Origin of the sequence: Flavobacterium aquicola (assembly GCF_003385115.1) — a bacterium.
GTDB classification, from domain to species: Bacteria; Bacteroidota; Bacteroidia; order Flavobacteriales; family Flavobacteriaceae; genus Flavobacterium; species Flavobacterium aquicola.
Genome location: NZ_QUNI01000008.1, coordinates 42,379 through 61,052, shown reverse-complemented (window position 1 = coordinate 61,052; position 18,674 = coordinate 42,379). Strand labels below are relative to the sequence as shown.

General features: G+C 33.2%; 10 protein-coding genes. 3 read left to right on the top strand and 7 right to left on the bottom strand.

Features of this window, described 5'->3' with window-relative positions; all coding sequences use genetic code 11:
• Positions 1-24: 24 nt before the first annotated feature.
• From C8P67_RS14250 to C8P67_RS14240, 3 genes are all read left to right on the top strand, one after another.
• Positions 25-888, top strand: a complete 864-nt coding sequence (locus tag C8P67_RS14250) for a bestrophin family protein (RefSeq protein WP_115813839.1) — start codon at positions 25-27, stop codon at positions 886-888.
• Positions 889-1,077: 189 nt separating this feature from the next.
• Entirely contained in the window at positions 1,078-3,498 is a 2,421-nt protein-coding gene (pheT, locus tag C8P67_RS14245) for a phenylalanine--tRNA ligase subunit beta (protein WP_115813838.1), read from the top strand.
• Positions 3,499-3,666: 168 nt separating this feature from the next.
• The gene (locus C8P67_RS14240; protein WP_170141471.1) at positions 3,667-4,197 is read left to right on the top strand and encodes an ExbD/TolR family protein; all 531 of its coding nucleotides are present in this window, start codon (positions 3,667-3,669) and stop codon (positions 4,195-4,197) included.
• Positions 4,198-4,284: 87 nt separating this feature from the next.
• On the opposite strand, the gene C8P67_RS14235 is transcribed toward C8P67_RS14240, so the two are convergent.
• The 7 genes from C8P67_RS14235 to cmk form a co-directional block, all read right to left on the bottom strand.
• Positions 4,285-6,480, bottom strand: coding sequence for an OmpA family protein (locus tag C8P67_RS14235; RefSeq protein ID WP_115813836.1), 2,196 nt, complete (start codon positions 6,478-6,480; stop codon positions 4,285-4,287).
• Between the two features lie 10 nt (positions 6,481-6,490).
• A complete protein-coding gene (locus tag C8P67_RS14230; protein ID WP_115813835.1) occupies positions 6,491-7,420 on the bottom strand; it encodes a PorP/SprF family type IX secretion system membrane protein in 930 nt (309 codons plus the stop codon).
• Between the two features lie 28 nt (positions 7,421-7,448).
• The gene (locus tag C8P67_RS14225) at positions 7,449-11,258 is read right to left on the bottom strand and encodes a gliding motility-associated C-terminal domain-containing protein (RefSeq protein WP_115813834.1); all 3,810 of its coding nucleotides are present in this window, start codon (positions 11,256-11,258) and stop codon (positions 7,449-7,451) included.
• A gap of 226 nt (positions 11,259-11,484) precedes the next feature.
• Positions 11,485-14,121, bottom strand: coding sequence for a DUF7619 domain-containing protein (locus tag C8P67_RS14220; protein ID WP_115813833.1), 2,637 nt, complete (start codon positions 14,119-14,121; stop codon positions 11,485-11,487).
• Positions 14,122-14,252: 131 nt separating this feature from the next.
• Positions 14,253-16,031 carry a 30S ribosomal protein S1 gene (rpsA, locus tag C8P67_RS14215; RefSeq protein WP_115813832.1) on the bottom strand — a complete coding sequence of 593 codons (1,779 nt, stop codon included), beginning with the start codon at positions 16,029-16,031 and terminating at the stop codon, positions 14,253-14,255.
• Between the two features lie 484 nt (positions 16,032-16,515).
• A complete protein-coding gene (locus C8P67_RS14210) occupies positions 16,516-17,892 on the bottom strand; it encodes a nucleoside permease (RefSeq protein ID WP_115813831.1) in 1,377 nt (458 codons plus the stop codon).
• 76 nt (positions 17,893-17,968) lie between these two features.
• On the bottom strand, positions 17,969-18,661 hold the full coding sequence (gene cmk, locus C8P67_RS14205; RefSeq protein WP_115813830.1) for a (d)CMP kinase: 693 nt from the start codon (positions 18,659-18,661) through the stop codon (positions 17,969-17,971).
• Positions 18,662-18,674: the final 13 nt, after the last annotated feature.

The following is an 18,674-nucleotide window of genomic DNA, read 5'->3' as shown; positions in this document are numbered from 1 at the left end:
ACTTTTGGTTTCAAAAATAACAGAATGATACCATACAATCCTAGGGTTTGGCTTGCCTACATTTTTCGTTTTCATAGATCGGATTCTTTTCGAGCATTATTTCCTTTTCTGCTGATGATAGCTGCCTATTCAGGGATTATAGCGTATTTAGAAATTGAATATTTTCATTTAGAAGAAAACAGCCATGTAAAAAATCTTTCGGTGATTCATACCACTTTAGGTTTTGTAATCTCTTTATTGTTAGCTTATCGAATTAATTCTGCTTATGACCGCTGGTGGGAAGGCCGAAAAACGTGGGGAGCTTTAGTTAACAACAGCCGTAATCTTGCTATTAAACTTTCGGTAATACTGAAAGACGAGAAAGATCTGGTTTATTTTAGAAAACTGATTCCTAGTTACGCTTCCATGCTTAACAAACACTTGAAAGATGAAGAAACAAGCATGCTGTTGTTTGATGATGTCGATTTGGCTATAAATCATCATAAACACAGACCCAATCAAATTGCCAAAATGCTGTTTCAAAAAATTAATGATTTGTACGTTTCTCATAAAATAACCGGCGATCAATTGATTATTTTAAATAATGAAATTCAGTCCTTTACTGATATTTGCGGTGCCTGTGAACGTATAAAAAACACCCCAATCCCCTATTCTTACAGTACTTTTATTAAAAAATTCATATTCCTTTTTGTTTTAACATTACCTTATGCTTATGTTTTTAAATTGGGTTATTATGTTATTCCTGTAGTGTCTTTTATTTTTTATGTATTGGCTAGCATCGAATTGATTTCGGAAGAAATTGAAGAGCCGTTTGGCTACGATGATAATGACCTTCCTACGAAAAAAATAGCCGAAAATATTAAAAAACACATTGAAGAGCTAATTTAAAAAGCATACAATTTTATTGAATTTGAATTAATTTTTGATGCTTACTGACTTTGACCCTCAAGAAACATTGATTATATTTGCATTCTTGAAAAAACAAAACATTAAATGAGTGTAATTTATATTGGTGTTTAGACCAAATAATGATTTAAGAATTACATTCGGCCTATAAAAAATAATAAACAGCTACAAATGAAAATATCTTATAACTGGTTAAAACAGTTCATTAAAATAGATTGGAAATCCGAGGAAACATCAGCATTACTTACTGATTTGGGGCTTGAAGTCGAAATTGTTGAGAAATATCAATCTGTAAAAGGAGGATTAGAAGGTATTGTTGTGGGTCATGTATTAACTTGTGTACAGCACCCGGATGCCGATCGTTTAAAAATAACAACTGTAGATCTTGGAGACGGTATTCCACTACAGATTGTGTGCGGTGCGAGTAATGTTGATGCTGGACAAAAAGTGGCAGTAGCGACCATCGGAACCGTTTTGTATGACAAAGAAGGAAATCCATTTACCATAAAAAAAGGAAAAATCCGCGGACAGGAAAGCCACGGAATGATTTGTGCCGAAGATGAATTAGGTCTGGGCGAAAGTCATGACGGAATTATGGTATTAGATGAATCAATTCCTGCAGGAACATTAGCTTCTACTGTTTTTAAAATAGAAAATGACGAAGTTTTTGAAATTGGATTGACGCCTAACCGTGCCGATGCCATGAGCCATTTAGGTACAGCACGTGATTTGAGAGCTGGGTTAATTCAGACAGGAATTAATGTCGAATTGATTACTCCTGCTGTGAGCAATTTTAGAGTTGATAAAAGAACTTTGAAAATAGATGTTGATGTAAAAGATATTCAGCTTGCTCCAAGATATTGCGGTGTTACTATTTCTGGACTTACTGTAAAGGAATCTCCAGAATGGCTTAAAAACAGACTGAAAGCTATTGGAATTAATCCAAAAAATAATATTGTAGACGTAACGAATTATGTATTGCATGATTTAGGACAGCCTCTGCATGCTTTTGATGCTGCTAAAATTAATGGAAAGATTTTGGTACAGACACTTCCAGCCGGAACTAAGTTTGTAACATTAGATGATGTCGAAAGAACTTTGCACGAAGAAGATTTAATGATCTGTGACGAAAAAGGGCCTTTGTGTATTGCAGGTGTTTTTGGAGGAAAAAAATCAGGTGTTACTGAGGTAACGACTTCTATTTTCTTAGAAAGTGCTTATTTTAATCCTGTAAGTATCCGTAAATCCGCCAAAAGACATCAATTGAATACTGATGCTTCCTTTAGATTCGAAAGAGGAATTGATCCTACAATTACTGAGTATGCGCTAAAAAGAGCTGCTTTATTGATACAAGAAGTTGCAGGCGGAGAAATCACTTCAGATATTGTTGATATCTATCAAAAGAAAATTGAAGATTTTCCTGTGTTTTTGAATTTCCAAAATGTTTCTAGAATTATTGGTCAGGAACTGCCAAAAGATACCATCAAGCAGATTTTAGCTTCTTTGGAAATTAAAGTTAATAGTGTTTCTGATGCTGGTTTGGGATTAACAATTCCTGCTTATCGTGTTGATGTGCAGAGAGAAATTGATGTCATCGAGGAAATTCTGAGAGTTTATGGATATAATAACATTGTATTCTCCAAAAAATTAAACGCTACAGTTTCTAATTCTCCAAGAAACGAGGATTATAAAGTACAAAATACTGTTGCAGGTCAATTGAATTCTCAAGGATTTAATGAGATGATGGCCAATTCATTGACTACTGCTTCATATGTACAGCTTTCGGAGACTTTGAAAGAGGATTATAATGTAACAATGTTAAACCCACTGAGCAGTGATTTGGCGACAATGCGTCAGTCTTTATTATTCTCAGGACTGGAAGCAATATCCTATAATATTAACCGTAAGAATTCGGATTTGAAATTATTTGAATTCGGAAAATCATACCATAAATTCCTTTCAGGATACGAGGAAATCAAGCATTTAACATTGTTTCAGACTGGTAACAGAAACCAAGAAAATTGGACAAATGCTCAAAAACCTTCTGATTTCTTTTTGTTTAAAGGATATGTTGAAGCCATACTTTCGAGATTAGGAATTGTTAATGCTAAAAGTATAGCTGTTTCTTCAGATGTGTTTTCCGAAGGTATTGCACTTGGGCAAGGAAGTTCATCTTTAGTTGAATTTGGTGTTGTAAAGAAATCGGTTTTGAAACATTTCGGAATCAAACAGGAAGTTTTATATGCTGATTTTAATTGGGCAAATGTTTTGAAAGCGATGTCCAGCAAAATTAAATATACTGAAATACCGAAATATCCTGAAGTCCGCAGAGATTTGGCTCTGTTGGTGGATCAAGAAATAACTTATGATACTATTTATACCATTGCCAGACAAACTGAAAAATCGTTGTTGAAAAATATTAATTTATTTGATGTATACGAAGGTCAGAATTTACCTGAAGGCAAAAAATCATATGCACTGAGTTTTATTATTCAGGATACTACCAAAACTCTTGAAGATACTCAGATTGATAAAATTATGAATAAACTGCAAAAGAATTTTGAAACTGAGCTTGGAGCTAGTTTGAGATAAAATTTTACAATTGAAAATTTAAACTCCCAATTCTTAAATTTAGAATTGGGAGTTTTTTTATTCCTTAGTTTTAAATTGTTATCATTATCTGAATTAATTAACAAAATAAGTATTAAATTTAAATTAAGGAAATTTGAATAATTTACTCATTCTAAAAACTATCAGATTATGGAAATCAACAGAAAAATTAGAAGTAAAAAATTAAGCACAAGAGTTGACTTAACCGCTATGGTCAGTGTTTCATTTCTGCTGATTATATTTTTTATGCTGGTTGGTGAATTATCAAAGCCAAAAATTATGGATTTAAGTTTGCCTGAGAAAGATCCTATTTGGGATGGAGTTATTAGTTGTGGCGCGGGAATGGATGATAGGATTATAACAGTTTTACTTGATAAAAATAATAGAATTGTAACTTACTCAGGAATTTTAGGTTATTCAGATGTTGCACCTAAAGAATTTAAATATGGTATCAATGGAATTCGTAAAGAACTAATAACCAAACAAACTGAAATACTTAATTATTCTGCTGAAATGGGCATGCCAGATAGAGGAGCTATTGTTATTATAAAACCAACAAAGAATTGCAGTTTTAAAAATCTTGTAGATATTTTAGATGAAATGGCGATTGTGAAAATTAGAACTTATACTATTGTTGATTCTTATACCCCAGAAGAAACAAAATTACTTGCCATGAAATAATTATTATTTTATGCATTTCTTTGGCAGATATAAAAAATCCTAATTCACTTGAATTAGGATTTTTTTTTATTGTAATTGATGTGGCTTTTATAGATTCTTTATTACAAACTCGCTTCTTCTGTTTAGTTCATGCTGTTCTTCATCACAAGAATCATCAGGAATACATTTTACAATTGGCACTGATTCTCCGTATCCTTTGGCTTGAATTCTGTCTTTCGGGATTCCTTGTTCTAAAATGTAATTTCTCGTGGCATCGGCTCTTTTCTGCGAAAGATTCTCGTTGAATTTTGCATTCCCGCGGTTATCTGTATGAGAACCAATTTCTACTACCATTTCTGGATATTTGTTCATCAACTCGACTACACGGTTTAGAATTTTTTTAGATTCTTTTCGTATGTACCACATGTTGTAATCAAAATAGATTGGATCAGTTTTTATGATTAATCGGTCTTTGTCTTTTATAACATCTTTCTCAGCAGCAACTATAGCAGCAGTTCTTTCTTTTTTCCTCGCTTCTGCTGCTTCTTTTTGTTTTTTATCAGCAATTAATTTATCGGCTTTTAATTGCTGAATTGCAGCTAATTCAGCCACTTTTTTGGATTCAAGTGCAATTGCATCCTCTTTTTTCTTTTGCTTTAAAGCATTTTCATCTGCTTTTCTTTTTTGTTCAAGAGCCACTAATTCGGCTGCTTTTAATTTATCTGCAGCTAACTGTTCTTCTCTTTTGATTATTTCCTGAGATCTGATTTCCATAGAACCATCATTGGATTTATTTCTTTCTTTTGAAATAGTCAATGATTTAGAGTTCTGTGTATAATTTTCTTTGGACACCAATAGTAAATATTTCGATTCGCATGCAGCAGAAAAACTAAATTTTCCATCAGCTGCAGTTATTGCTTTTCCAACTTCTTGATTGGCGCTGTTTTTTAAAATTACCACAGCATTTTCTAAAGCAAGATGTGAATCCACATCAGTAATAATTCCCGCTATATATTGCTTGCAGTCTTCGATAAGCAGTTCTTTGGTTTCTTTCAGAGAATAAATATCATCTTTACCTTTTCCGCCTGGTCTGTCCGAGGAAAAATAACCTTCTTTAGTATCAGAATCAATATAAAAGGCAAAGTCATCATAACCAGAGTTTACCGGCAGTCCGACATTCGAAGCCTTAGAAAAAGTAGTATTTTGAATATCTGAAACAAAAATATCCAGACCTCCATACGATTCTCGTCCATTAGAAGAAAAATACAGTTTATTATCATTTGATACAAATGGAAACTGCTCTCTTTTTGAAGTGTTTACATTTTCTCCCAAATTGATTGGCAGGCCGTACGTTAAACCATCAACAGAAACACTAAAAATATCAAAAGAACCTTTTGTACCAGGCATATCCGAAGCAAAATATAATGTTTTCTCATCAGGACTCAAAGCTGGATGTTCTACCGAATAACCGGGACTATTGAATGGCAGTGATGTTATATTTGTCCACTTGTCATTCAGTAATTCGGCTCTAAAAATCTGAATGTTTGATACCTTGTTTGAATCCTTGCCCCGCTTTCCGTTACTGTAATTGTTTCGGGTAAAATACATCGTTTTGCCGTCTTTGGTGAAAACAGCATTGGATTCATGCATTGGTGATTTTAATTCTTTTGAAAAATAAGTAACAATAGAATCCTTTGCATTTCTATTTTTCAATGGAATACTGACTAAATTTAGATAGCCTTCATTGTTCCATCTATAGGTTTTGTCAAACAAATTAGGTTTCTTTTTTACAGCAGCAAAAATTAAATTATCGCCCAGAACTACACCGCCAAATTCTGAATTTGCAGTATTCAGTGCTAGGTTTACAATTTCAAATCTTTCTCCGATTGCATTGACATTACTTAAGTTTTTGATTTCCTTTTCTAATTTTTCTATTGCTGCACTGTTATTTGAAGCCTGATAATAATTCTGCAGGACAGTATTGGCTTCGGTATATTTTCCTTTAGCTTTTAATGTTTCTGCATATTTGAAATAAAAGTCTTCATTAAGCTCTTTGTTTTTACTTTGGATTAACAGCGAATACTGTGCATGGGCTTTGTCGTATTGATTAGTATAATAATAGCAGTCTCCTAAGTTTTTAATGACATCTGCACTTTGGTTTTTCAGGCTGATTATTTCATACAATGGAATGGCTTCGCTATAATACGTTTTGTCGAACAAACGGTTCGCTCTCAGCAGATCCTGCTGCTGGGCTTGTGCAAACTGGATTGTAAATACAATAAGGAGTATATATATTCTTTTCATTTTTACTTTTTTAGAAGAATCTAGGCGATTTATTATATCCTTTTCCTAACAAATCCAAGTTATACAATAATACTATCTCATGTGAACCTGAATTAAACTGGCTTAGATTAGAAGTAGTATAGTCATAGGAGTATCCAACTCTAAAATTTGGAGTTACATTTACATTCATTAAGACACTAACAGCATCGCCAAAACGATACGCAGCGCCAAGTTCAAACTTTTCATTATAAAGTACGTTTGCAGTTAAATCTACAGAAACTGGTGCACCTTCTACGAATATGGCCATGGCAGCTGGTTTCAGTTTAAAAGCTTCATTAATATCAAAAACATAACCTCCTGTTAAATAGCCATGAACTCTATGAGTTCCAAAAGAATTAATTTGACCATTCGATGATCCTGAATGTTCTGTAGTAAGTATGTTGGGAACTGACAGTCCGACATAATAATTATCAGTAAAGTAATAGGCTCCTATCCCGATATTGGGTACAGTTTCATTTGTACTTTCAAATGCTAAATCAGGTCGGGGATCATTTAGTTCAAAGCCATTAAAGTTCGTGCTAATTGTAGAGAATCCCGCTTTTACCCCAAAGGAAAGTTTCTGGTTTTCATCCAGCTGAAGAACGTACGCAAAATCAGCAAACAGATTGGTTTGCTTTTTAACTCCATCACCAATATCATCTGAAACTAATGAGAATCCAGTTTCTATTTTGTCGTTAATAGGCGTATGAGCAAATAAGGTTATTGTTTTTGGAGCACCTTTAATTCCAGCCCATTGGTAGCGATATAATGTTCCTAAATTAAGGATTGATGGTGAAGCTGTAGCATAAGCAGGATTTATCACGCTCATATTACTCATATACTGTGTAAAATGAGGCTCCTGCTGAGCGCTTGCCTTTAGTATAGAAAGGAAAAAAAACACAAGAAGTATTAATTTCTTCATTTTGAATAAATTTAGTAGTAAAAAAAGATTATCGGTTCAAATAAAGCTGTCCCTGTCTTGGAGAAAAGTTGTCTTTATTATAATTGATAATGTAAAAATATACACCAGTCCCTGCATCACCACTTATGAAACTTGAATTAGAATTTTTTCCATCCCAATCTGGTTTGTTGACATTTCCTTTAAACATTATATTTCCGTATCGATTGAATATTTCTATAGTGAAATTTGGAAACAGATATTCGATATCTAATATTTTAAATGTATCATTAACCCCGTCACCATTTGGCGAAAAGCCATCTGGAATTTTTAAGCCGTCTGGGTTAACATTACAGGAAAATAATGTTACAGTGGCTTCTACTGGTTCAGAGGTACATTTAGTAATTGAGTTATAATCAATTCCATAATATGTTGTTCCCTCGGTAAGGAAATCAGAGTTAGCAAGTGCCGTTCCATTAACAGGTGCGTTGTACCAAGTCAAATCACCAGTATAATTAGTTTTGCTGGATAAATTTTGTATTGTCGGTTTATCTGCTCCGCAAAAATTTCCTCCATCAGTTTCTAATGTTGGCGTTGGCATACTGTTTATCTGAACACTTACTTCAGTTGGGTGTGATTCGCATCCTGTTGTGGGATTTACTTCTGTTAAATAGTAAATTCCAGCTACCAAAAGTGTTGTTGGCAATAAAGGTGTTGTGCTGCCAGCTGAATCATACCATTTGTATTGAGCTCCGTTTGGAAATAAATCAGCCACTGTTGATGCGTTTTCTTTGCAAAAACCTTGACTATTTGCTGCTGGATTACTTGGAAGAGGCAGTATATCAAAATTTTGAGAAATTGAATTGATTATTGTATAACAGGAAGTTGAAAAATCTACTAGATTTGATAGCGACAATGTGTTTGTACCGGCTAAAAGTAGTGAGCTTCCGGGTATTGAAAAATTTGCATTCCCTCCTGTTACTTCCAACTGGACAGTTTGTGTACTAATTACATTGGTACCCGACACAGCATAACTTAATATAACATCTGTTAAAGAACCAAGTCCTGAAATAGCAACATTTAAAGGCTGATTAGGACACCCGTCATTTATAACGATAGCAATTGAAGAAATATCCGGAGGACCATTTACTTTAAAATCAGTTTTATGATCGATAAATATCGGACAGCCATTTTGAGTATTGGTGATATTCGTCATGTTAAAAGTCGTCACCCCGGCATTCGGTATATCTGTATTCGGAATTTCAAAATTGGTCTGCCCAGATACGACATTCAATGACATGGTTTTTATGTTTAAAGTATTGGCTCCTGATAACGAAAAATTAATATTAATTGTAGACAATGTTCCTAATCCGGTTATTTCTACAAATGCAGGCTGATTTTGACAGACGTTGTTTATGTTTACTGACATATTGCTGATGTCAGGTAAAGGATTTGTAGTGAAGGATTTGTTTAAGTTTACAGTATTTGAACAGTTAGTAGTTGGATTAGTAATTTTGGTTATTGAAACGGTTGTTGAACCTGCATTTGGGACTAATGCTGCAGGAATTGAAAACACCCCTATTCCGCTCACTACAGTAAGAACAGCATAGATATCTGCACCTGTATTGTCTCCAGTTAAATCATAAAGAATAGTATAATTACCATTAGTAAGATTTGAACTGCCGCCTAATAAAACTGTTACATTGTAGGACTGGCAAGTTGTAGCAACTGATAATCTGGCAGTATCAATTTGAGGTGTAGTGTTAATAGTTATATTTACCATTTTTAATCCTGATTCACAACCAGTCACAGGATTTATTTGTTTTACAAAATAATCACCAGTAAGCAAAGGTGTCGTGTTTGTCAGCGGAACCGTGCTTGCTGCTGTATCAAACCATTGGTATTGATTTCCGTTTGGGACTAAATTGGCGACAGTTGCGTTTTCACTTGTACAGAAAGGCTGGTCTGCGGCCACGGGAATTGCTGGAGGTGAAATAACTGTAAAATTAGCACTCTTGTTATTTATTGCAAATGTACATCCTGTAATAGTATTGGTAATGTTGGTAATTGCAAGAGTAGTTAGACCTGTATTTGGAATATCACTGGCAGGAACAGAAAAGGTACCTTGACCAGATACAGCGGTTAAAGAAACTATTTTACTGCCAACATTATTACTACCTGAAAGATTGTAGGTCACATCAATAGAAGTTAATAAACCCAAACCAGTTAAATTTACATTTGCTGGTTGATTTAAACAGATATTGTTAACTGCAATTGCCAAATTGTTTATATCTAATGCTGGGTTAACGATAAAATCACTTTTAAGAGTTGATATATTACTGCAAGTGGTAGTAAGATTTGTAATTTTAGTAATGGACACTGAGGAAGTTCCTGTTCTGGAAATATAAAAAGATGGAATAGTAAAAGATGACAAGCCGCCTATTACATTCATTGTAGCTGGTATTCCGTTTAAAGTATTACTGCCGCTCAAATTATAAATAATATCATAATTGCCATCTGAAAGGTTAGATGTGCCAGAAAATTGTACGATAGCATCTGAACCCTGACAAACAGGATCAATCGTAAGTGTGGCATTGTCGATTTTTGGACTCGGAGAAATATGTAATATATCTTGAATTGTACCAACAATACTCGAACAAAACACGGGACTGGAAACTAATGTAACATTGTTTACTCTTATGGTATAATCTTTTACTAGTGTAAAATTTGAAGAATCAATAGGGAAAAGTAAAACTCCATTATTGAAATTTTGGAAAGTAGTAAATGATCCTACGCCGGCAATTGTATAGCTCACTCTGTAATTTCCATTCGCTATCGCTTTGATACCTTGTCTTAAAATACCAGTATAGGTTGTGGTAGACATTTCGTTCTCACATACGCCATCAGGATTTACAGATAATGTGGCGCCAGTAAAATCGAGCTGTTCTCCTATTGATATAATTACAGTTGATGACTGATCAGAGCACACTCTATCATCTTTTGGCGGACTTACAGTATAAGTAAAACGGTAGACCCCTGGTCCTTTTGTATTATAAATATTTTGGATATCAATGGTAGAGTCAGTTGGGCTGCTTAATTCAGAAGTGCCAGATTCTGACCATATTCCATCTGCATCAGCTCCACTCAGTCTGGTAAATAAATCTAAATTTGTATACGCCCCAACCTGATTTGAGCACAATTGCAAGCCGCTTGCGATACCTGGCTCCGGAGAACGATAAATTGACACTGAAACTTGAGCTGATGTTTCGGCACAGGTTCCAATGGCATTGATCGTGTATTTATAACTATATGTATTATAGGGAATAGGAACAGAAGCATTTAAAACACCAGTTACAGTATTTAGCCCCCCCGAATTATCCAAATCACTCCAAGTACCGCCGCTTTGTGGCGCTAAAACAGGTATTCCTTGAAAAACCTGGAATAAGCTATACGATTTATCTGAACTACAGATTGAATTATTAGGACCTGGGACTCCCGCATAACCGCCAATTGTGACTTCTATTACGGATTCATTATCGGTACATCCAGTAATTCCATCAATTTTATAAGTATAATGATAAATTCCGCTCCTGAATACCTGCTGTGCATTTAATATACCAGTAGCAGTGTCAAGGCCTCCCGAATTATCATCATCAGTCCAAGTACCTCCCGCTGTATGTATTCCTAATAACAAATTCAAGTCCACATTTTTATTGCTGTTATTTGTAATATCACAAATAGTAATACTATTATCAATACCAGCACACTGCGCATTACTCTTTATAGAAATAAAAAAAAAGAGCATCGCTGTTAAGTAGGCAGAAAATGTAAATTTGGAGTTGAAAAATAATTTTTGCACCATAAAACTTATTTTATTTTATCAAAAATAAACATTTTCCAACTTTAAACAGTAGTTTTGATTTTTAAATTGGCTTTTAATGGGATAGTTGAAAAAAATAAAGCACTATAAATAAAAAATGCCTCACAAATTTGGAGGCATTTTTTTTACTAAAGTTGGAAAACTATTTTTTAATAATATATTTGATTTTTTATTTATTGAAGGTGGTATTCTCCCAATCAATCATAACTTATTTTTTAATAAATTTAAAACTAGAACTTCCTTTGTCTGCTTTTATTTTTAGAAAATAATTTCCAGTTCTTAAATTGGAAACATCAATTTTTGAAGCATCTTTTATATTAGGAAGTGCAATTACCAATTGTCCCAAAATATCATAAATTGAAATTGACTGAATTTTGATATCTTTTTGTACCGAAATATTTAAAACTTCATTTGCTGGATTTGGATAAACGCTAAAATAATTGGAAAATTCAAAATCAGATTTGTCCAATGTTGTTTTAAAAGTAGAAGTAGCTTTATTAGTTAAAACAGGAAAATTGTAATCAAAGTAGATATTAGCTTCATTATCAAATGAATCTCCAGTAACCAGTGTGGGCAGTGTTTTGATTTTAAAAGCGATATAACCGTCATTGTTTGTATCATCAAAAGGAAGATTGATGTTTTCAAAAATAAATTCCACTTTATTTCCTTCAGAAATTTTAGTTACAAAGGAATGACTTGAACTCGTTGGAATCAAAGTCGAAATATCAAATTTTGATAAGTCAATCATATCTTTCACAACAATATTCTGAGCAGGATATGTTCCTGTATTTTCAAAACGAATTAAATAATGAACATATTCACCTATTAAACTAGGTGTAATAACGTCACCTTCCAAACAGGTTTTGTCATTTGGATCTAAAGAACCAACAACAGTGTGATCAAAATAAAATGTATTGTCATTTGTGTTTTCATCAGTGTCAATAGTATTTATTGCTGCTTTATAACGCAAAATAGCCCCGTTTACAACTGCTGGTATTTCCATTGGGCCATTTAAATTTAGTGTTAAGGCAATTTCACGAGTTTCAAATGGTTTTAAATTGGTGAAATCCCAAGATAAATTATTTTCGTTTTGGTAGGAAATGAAAGGATTGGAGGTCACTACATCTAAAACAATATCCTCAAAAGTTAAATTTACAATTCCAGATTGTACAGTATTACCTTTGTTTTTATATATCAATTTATACTTTGTGTCAAATCCTGGCCTAGCTGCTTCAAGTGGAATTAAAGTAATTTCTAAATCATTGTGAATAGCAATTGGTGTAATACAAAAATTTTGGATAAAAGGAGTTACATCTGTTGGAAAAGCAATATTTATAGAGCTTGGTGAAATTGTAAAATAGTCTTTATTTTCTAAAATTGGAGTAACGCTATAAGTTCCTTCCTTAACTTTGATAGAATAATTGCCTGAATTATTCGTGACTATAGTTCCTGTTTCAATCCCGTCAGAAATAATAAACTTAACATTTGCTGCTGGCAAATCAGAATCATCACAACCATTTTTATTAGTGTCTAGTCTATTGTTCCCTTTAATAGTGTAGTTTGCCCCTCCTTCATCAAAAGAGCAATATCCACCAACAATACAATCGGTATAATTATAACCTACTGTTTTTAGTGTAATAGATTCAAGCTCTCCCTGATCTCCGCAAATGTATTTTAATTTAGGACAATTGGAGAAATTACTAAAATCTGTTTTGTAATAATCCTTTAATTCAACCTCTAAATAATTCAAATCTTCAAAACTACCATTTTTTAGGTTTATAGATTCTAAATTTGGGCAATCAGATATATTAACGCCTGTGAGTTTATTTAAATTACTCAAGTCTAGAGAATGTATTAAAGCATTCCCTAACCATAAGGTTTCGAGATTAGACAATTGAGCTAAATCTATCGATACTAGTGGATTTTTTCCACCGCTCAAATCGATTATTTTAGGTGAATTGGTAAGATCTATAGTTTCAATACCATTATCAAAAAAACTTAAATACATTAGTTCCGACAGTCCTGTAAGGTCAAGTGTGGTTAGCTTATTTTCAAATAAATTCAAAAGATAAAGTTTAGATAGTCCAGTTAAATTTATGTTTGTAAGTTGATTTGATGAACAATCTAAATCTTGTAAACTGATGTTTTCGTTTAAATCTAAATTTGTTAGTTTATTTATGGAACATTCAATCGATGTTAGAGAGCTTAATCCATTAATATTTAAATTAGTCAAAATATTTTCGTTGCAATTTAAACTACGCAGATTTGTTAATCCCACTAAATTTAAATTAGAAATTTTATTAGTATTACAATTCAAATTAATAAGTTTTCTATTTTGCTGAACATCTAATTGACTTAATGCATTATTGTTGCAATTTAAACTTTCAAGTAATATTAAATTATTCAAATCCAAACTCGTTAATTTATTATTATAACATTGTAAATCCTTAAGAATATTTGCGCCAAAAGTTAAATTTTCTAATTGATTGTAACTACATTCTAAATATTCAAGTAGTAATAAATTGCTAATATTTAAATTTGTTAATTTATTTCCTTGGCAATTTAAGGATACTAAATTTGTAAAATTCTCAACACCAGTTAAATTAGAAATTTCTGTCCCTTGAAGATATAGTTGGCCAACATTTATTGCTTCGCTTACCTCTATTTCACCATCATTATTTGCATCTACTTTAAAATTGACTCCATCAGTGTTGAAAGCGAGGGAATTATCAGTTGAAGCTTCCAGTAATTTTGCTTTAAATTTAGCATCAGGAAAATTAATTACCTGCGCACAAACACCATTAATAAAACACAAAACTAAAATTAAAAAGTAAATTTTCTTCATATATGTAAATTTTCATACAAAAGTAACTTTTTACAACTATAACACAATTTTTTTTGTTAAAAAGACAAAATATAAAACAAAAAAAACCTCACATTTCTGTGAGGCTTTCCATATTTCAAAAAATCTAAGAATTATTTTTTCTCTGATTTTTCCATTTTAGCTTTCAATGCAGCTAATACATCATTGTTGTCTCCTAAAGTTGCAGCAGGTGCATTTGTAGTAGATGCAGATGAAGTATTTTCAGTTGCAGCTTTCACGTTTTTCTCTTCTTCTTCACGGAAGATAGCAGTGTGAGAAGCAACTACTCTTTTGAATTCTTTGTTGAATTCAATTACTTTGAAATCAGCAAAATCTCCTTTTTTCAATTTTTTACCGTCTTCTTTTTCAAGGTGACGAGTAGGAATGAAAGCAACGATATCTTCACCGAATTCTACAGTAGCTCCTTTGTCAACGATTTCAGAAATCTCACCATTGTGGATAGTTCCTACAGCGAAAGAATCTTCGTATTGATCCCAAGGATTAGCAGTAGTTTGTTTGTGACCTAAAGATAATTTACGTCCGTCAACATCTAATTCTAATACAACTACGTCTAATTTCTCACCAACATTTACAAATTCAGATGGATGTTTGATTTTCTTAGTCCAAGAAAGGTCAGAAATGTAGATTAATCCATCAATTCCTTCTTCTAATTCTACGAAAATTCCAAAGTTTGTAAAGTTTCTAACGATACCTGTATGTTTAGAACCTACTGGGTATTTAGCAGTGATATCAGTCCATGGATCTTGAGTCAATTGTTTGATACCTAATGACATTTTACGGTCATCTCTATCTAAAGTTAAGATAACAGCTTCAACAACATCTCCAACTTTTACGAAATCTTGAGCAGAACGTAAGTGAGTAGACCATGACATTTCAGAAACGTGGATTAAACCTTCAACACCTTCAGCAACTTCGATAAATGCACCGTAATCAGCGATTACAACTACTTTACCGTTTACTTTGTCACCAATTTTTAAATCAGCGTTCAAAGCATCCCATGGGTGAGCGTTTAATTGTTTCAATCCTAATTGAATTCTTGTTTTCTCATCATCGAAATCAAGGATTACAACGTTTAATTTTTGGTCTAATTCAAGAACTTCACTTGGGTGGTTGATTCTTGACCAAGAAAGGTCAGTAATGTGGATTAATCCGTCAACACCACCTAAGTCAATAAACACACCATAAGAAGTAATGTTTTTAACAACACCTTCTAATACTTGTCCTTTTTGTAATTGACCGATAATTTCTTTTTTCTGTACTTCGATGTCAGCTTCAATAAGCGCTTTATGAGATACAACAACGTTTTTGAATTCGTGGTTAATTTTTACCACTTTGAATTCCATCATTTTGTTTACATATACATCGTAATCTCTAATTGGCTTAACGTCAATTTGAGATCCTGGTAAGAATGCTTCAATTCCGAAAACATCAACGATCATACCACCTTTAGTTCTGCATTTTACAAAACCATTAACGATTTCTCCTGTTTCGTTTGCAGCAATAACTCTATCCCAAGATTTGATAGTACGTGCTTTTCTGTGTGATAATACTAGTTGACCAGTTTTGTCCTCACGGATGTCAATTAATACTTCTACTTTGTCACCTACTTTTAAGTTTGGGTTGTAACGGAATTCGTTTAATGAAATAACACCTTCCGATTTTGCGTTGATATCAACGATAACGTCTCTATCTGTAATTCTCACAACTACTCCTTCAACTACTTCTTCTTGGTCAGTAGCGATAAAAGTTTTTGATACTAGTTCTTCGAATTCCAACAAGTTTTTCTCATCTACTGCATCGATACCTTCTTCAAAGTTGTGCCAGTTGAAATTTGCTAAAAACTCTTCTTGTGATTTTAATTGTTCAGACATGCTGATAAAAAATTTGTATTCTGTTTTTTCTCGAGTTTCTCCATGCGAAAGAAAAATACAGAAGTTGTTTTACTTAAATTGTTGATACCTAAAGGAAACTCCTATCCACCAAAAGGTCTGCAAAATTAATTCTTTTTTCTGAACTAGCAAAAGAAAACACACATGATTATCAATCTATTGCTTTAGGAGCAGAAAATTTTGCATTTTATAGGAAGTTTAGTCCCGCTATCCGTTACAATCTTGTTTGCCGAACCCCGGCAAACTAGGATTTTCACTTCTATCGGAGCTAGATTAGAAGTTTAGTTTTTTAGAAGAGATGAGGCTGTTTAATTTTTAGCAGTTGCACAAATAATTAATCGGATTTTATTTTATTCATAACGATTCCTTAAATACTTAAAGTTAGGTCTTCAGTTGTATTTTGAAGTCATTGATTAAAACAGTAAACCCGGTAAATTTTTAAATTTCCCGGGTTTACTATATATTTTTAATGATTCAAATCGACTGCTTCATTGGGATTGTGCTCATGTTTGAATAAAATGGCAAATGCAATCGCAACAATCAAAGAATAGATCGCAAAAGCTAACCAAATCATGTGCCAGTCTTTCATCATAATTGCATTTTGCAGTAAACCATCTGCATTAATTGAATTTCCTTGGCCTTTTATAAATTCCAGCATTTTTGAGTTTGTAACATCGGTCTTCAAAAAAGTGGCTAATTCCGCTACTGTACTGAAAGACTTTGTAAAAAAACGGTCAATTGCCCAGCCCGAAGTAAAGCTTCCCAGTATTGCTCCTACTCCATTGGTCATCATCATAAACATTCCCTGCGCCGAAGAGCGATTTGTATTATCAGTGTGAGTCTCTACAAATAATGAACCCGAGATATTAAAAAAATCAAAAGCCATTCCGTAAACAATGCAAGAAAGGATAATCATCCACAATCCATCAACAGGATTTCCAAATGAAAACAAACCAAAACGCAGCACCCACGCAAGCATACTGATCAGCATAACTTGTTTAATTCCAAAACGCTTCAGAAAAAATGGAATTGCCAATATAAATAACGTTTCCGAAATTTGAGAAATCGACATAATAATAGTTGAATATTTCACAACAAATGAGTCTGCATATAAAGGAAAATGTTTGAATTCATCCAAAAATACATCGCCGTAAGCATTGGTTAGCTGTAAAGCACCGCCCAAAAACATTGAGAAAATAAAGAATAAAGCCATTTTGTAATTGGCAAATAATTTAAAAGAACCTAATCCTAAAGTATCAATCAGCGAAGCATTTTCTTTAATTAACCGCTGTGGTTTGCACTTTGGCAGTGTAAAAGCATAAATTCCTAAAACCACTGCCGAAATTCCTGCTATATAAAACTGGTAAGCTGTTGCTTTATTTCCAGTTAAATTGACAATCCACATAGCGGCAATAAAACCTATTGTCCCAAAAACACGAATAGGCGGAAAACTTTTAACAACATCTAATCCATTTGTTTTTAAGGCATTATAAGAAATAGAATTACTCAAGGCAATAGTAGGCATGTAGAAACACATAGCTAAGAGCATTACATATATAAAACTATTAGGAGTGGCAACTTCAGGAATGTAAAACAAAACTCCGGCATATAAAATTTGAAGGATACCATATAATTTTTCAGCATTTACCCATCTATCGGCAATTATACCTGCAATTGTTGGCATAAAAAGAGAAGCAATTCCCATAGTTCCAAAGACTAATCCAAATTGGGTTCCTTCCCAGTTTTTAGTTCCAAACCAATAATTTGCAATTGTAATAAGCCATGCTCCCCATACAAAAAATTGAAGAAAGCTCATTACTATCAATCTGTTTTTAATTCCCATAAGACGATTTGTGTTTTTTGTTTAAATAAATTTGGAGGCTGTAAATCTACTATTTAAAATAAGATTACCAAAAAAATTATAAAGTATTAATAACTTCATTTACCAATTCAAGAACGGCATCAAACTGCTCTTTTCTGTCTAAATAGGAGTTGTCAATTTCAATAGCATCTTCGGCGATTATCAAGGGAGAATCTTCTCTGTGCGTATCAATATAATCTCTTTCTACGACATTTTTTAAAACTTCTTCATAAGACACGTTATCTCCTTTTGCCTGCAGTTCATCAAAACGTCTTTGTGCACGAGTATCAGCTCCGGCTGTCATGAATATTTTAAGTTCGGCATTAGGGAAAACAACGGTTCCAATATCTCTTCCGTCCATTACAATTCCTTTTTCTTTGCCCATTTCCTGCTGCTGTTCTACTAATTTTGAGCGTACTTCTGAAATTTCTGCAACCGTACTGACAAAACTGGAAACTTCCAAAGTTCTGATTTCGGTTTCTACGTTAACATCATTTAGATACATTTCTGCAAAACCCAATTCTGGATTGAATTTGAAATTTAGTTTTATCGAAGCCAAGCTGTTTACCAATTTGTCTTTATCTAAAAATTCGATTCCTATACAATTATTCTGCATCGCAAACAAAGTGACCGCGCGGTACATCGCACCAGTATCTACGTATACATATCCTAAATGTTTTGCTAATTGTTTTGCCAGAGTGCTTTTCCCGGTTGATGAAAATCCATCTATAGCTATGGTAATTTTTTTCATGTTTATGTTCTGC